2 protein-coding genes are annotated in these 2,856 nt (G+C 65.6%); both read left to right on the top strand.

Features of this window, described 5'->3' with window-relative positions; genetic code table 11:
* Positions 1 to 333: 333 nt before the first annotated feature.
* A complete protein-coding gene (locus ACLP9N_RS11800) occupies positions 334 to 1,503 on the top strand; it encodes a PPE family protein (protein ID WP_442407576.1) in 1,170 nt (389 codons plus the stop codon).
* Positions 1,504 to 1,617: 114 nt separating this feature from the next.
* On the top strand, positions 1,618 to 2,772 hold the full coding sequence (locus ACLP9N_RS11795; protein WP_442407575.1) for a PPE family protein: 1,155 nt from the start codon (positions 1,618 to 1,620) through the stop codon (positions 2,770 to 2,772).
* The last annotated feature ends 84 nt before the right edge of the window (positions 2,773 to 2,856 follow it).

The raw sequence follows: 2,856 nt of genomic DNA, 5'->3' as shown, positions 1-2,856 counted from the left end.
CTTTGCGTCGCCGTTGGACGATTTCACGCGAGAAATGCAATGCCGCGGCATGGCCGACCTAATCGTCGAGGTCCAACGCGGCGCCTCGGTGACCGTGTGACCCGGCTGGGTGCCCGGGAAAGGCCCTACGACCATCCCTGTCGGGACTAAGGCCTCGTGATCGAAAACTCGCGGCTGACTAGCGTCACAGGTATATCGTTCGTCACATCCGGTACAAAAAGGGGAAGGTCCGGGCTGCACGGGAGGCGTCGATGCGTAATGTTTCAGGGTTCGTCGCGGCCTAGTCGACGCAATTTTCCAATGGCGTTACCCGCGCAGGGAGGGTAAGAGATTATGGATTTGTTCGCGCCTCCCGAGATCATTTCGGCGCTGATCCATACCGGGCCCGGGGCGGGCTCGTTGATCGAGGCCTCCGGTGCGTGGCAGCAGCTGGCCGCCGAATTGGAGAACTCCGTCGCCGTCTACGCGTCATCGTTGTCGGGACTGATTGAGACGTGGAGCGGTCCGTCAGCAATGGCGATGGTCCAATCGGTGCAGCCCTATCTGATCTGGTTGCGCACCACCGCGCAGCAGTCGCAGCAGATGGGCGCCTCAGCAGAGGCCGCGGCGACGGCATTCACCGCCGTGCGCTCGGCCGTGGTCACCCCCGCACAGGTCACCGCCAACCGGACGCGGCTGGCGCAGTTGCTGGCCACCAACAGGTTCGGGAGCAACACGGCGGCGATCGCCGAAACCGAAGCCGAGTACCAGGCGATGTGGGCGGCCAACTCGGCGGCGATGACTCGCTACCAGGCAGCCTCGGCGCAAGCCACCGCGTTGCCGCAGTTCTCGTCGCCGCTGACGATCGCCAATCCGACAGGGATGGCGACCCAAGCCGCTGCTGTGCCTGCGGCGACCACCCCCACTTCTGCGCAGTCGGTCATTAACCAAATCGGGTCGTTTTTCAGTTCGATCCTCAGCACCCCGGGCGGCTTCGATCCCCAAGTCGGCTGGTTCGGACTGGCCAACGTCTGGGGCAACCAGTTCCTCTCGTCCGGGTTCCCTATCAACCTCCTCGGTGTCGAGGCGCAATTGGCGACCGCCCAGGGGGTTCAGTCTGTGGGCGGCGAAGTCGGCCAGGGCCTGGCGGAGGGAGAGGCCGCGCTGGGGGCGTCGGAGACGCAATTCGCCAGTGCGATCAAGGCCGCCGGATCGGCCTCGGCTCCCACGGCGGCGCTGGGTGTGGGGGTCACGGTGGGCAAGCTGACCGCACCGCCCGCCGTGGTGGGGCTGTTGCCGGCTGCGCAATCGCCAGTGCAGCTGGCGTCGTCTGTATCGCCGCTTCCTGCGGGGAGCTCCGGGCTGTCCGCGATGCCAATGATGCCGATGATGCCGATGATGGTGCCGCCGCCGATCTCGGCGGGCAGCGGCTGGCGCAAGAGAAAGCAGCAGAACCTCGAAGACCTCGAAGGCGGCACGGAGCTCCCGAAAAAGGTTGTGCAAAGGCCCCCAAGCGGGGGATGAGGGCTGACGATGGTGCCCCACAACAGCGGACGCAGCAGTAGGACACCGAGAATTGCCGTAGGGTCCGACGCGCCGCGCTCGTCCTGGCCGGGTCGTTCTTCGGGATAAGCCGTGATGGATTTTGGCATCCTGCCGCCCGAGATCACCTCAGCGCTGATCCACTCCGGACCCGGTGCGGGGTCGCTGGTCGCGGCTTCCAGTGTTTGGCAGCAGCTGAGCTTCGATTTGGAGGAATCCGTTGGCAGCTATGCCTCGGTGCTGTCGCTACTGACCGCGGACTGGCGAGGTCCGTCCTCGACGGCAATGGCCAAAGCTGTCGAACCCTACCTCGCCTGGTTGCGCACCACCGCGCAGCAGTGCGAGCAGGTCGGCTCGTCGGTGCGGGCGGTGGTAGCGGCGTTCGAGCTGACTCATTTCACGGTCGTGCAACCCGCACTGGTCACTGCCAACCGAACGCGGTTGGCATGGTTGGTGGCCACCAACTTCTTCGGGATCAACCTGCCGGCGATCGCCGAAACCGAGGCCGAATACGTAGCAATGTGGGTGAACAACTCGGCGGCGATGTTTCGCTACGCGGAAACTTCGGCGAGCGCTGTCGTGCTGCACCAGTTCTCTTCGCCGCCTGCGATTGTCGATCCGACCGGGACGGCCGCCCAAGCCGCTGCGGTGCCTGCGGCGACGACCTCCACTTCGGCGCAGTCGATCATTGACCAAATTGGGTCTTTTTTCACGTCGATCCTCAGCACCCCAGGCGGGTTCAACCCCAACACAGGTTGGTTCGGACTCGCCAACACCTGGGCAAACCAAACAATCGCTGCCGGTGGATACCCCGTCAACATCCTCGGCGTCCTGGCGCAATTCGCGACCGCCAAGGGGTTCCAGTCCCTGGGCGGGGACGTTGCTGCAGGCCTGGCGGAAGGCGAGGCCAGCTTGGCGGCGGCGGAGGCGCGATTCGCCAACGCCCTCGGCGCGGCCGGATGGGCGGAAGCACCTACCGCGGAGGTGGGCGTTGGGGTGATGGTCGGCAAGCTGGTTGCGCCGCCCGGTGTGGTGGGACTGTTCTCGACGGAGTCACCTGTGCAACTCGCCTCGGCGGTGTCGTCGCTTCCTTCGGAAACGCCCCCGTGGCTTGGGATGCCGATGACCCCGATGGGGGTGCCGCCGGCCGCGGCGGGCAACCGTCGGCGCGAGGGGCGGGACTACGACAACATCGAGTACGGCTCGGAGCTGCTGGGGACGGTGATGCAACGACCGCCCTCAGCGGGATAGCGTCTCCGACTCGTCCTCGCTCAGGGTGAAGTAGTTCTCCTCCTCCTGCACGAAGTGCAGGCGCAGCAGCGCGTAGAGCCCGTA

Source organism: Mycobacterium sp. (genome assembly GCF_052144515.1).
GTDB lineage: Bacteria > Actinomycetota > Actinomycetes > Mycobacteriales > Mycobacteriaceae > Mycobacterium.
Note: the sequence above shows the minus strand (reverse complement) of the source record. Positions and strands in the feature narration are given on the sequence as shown.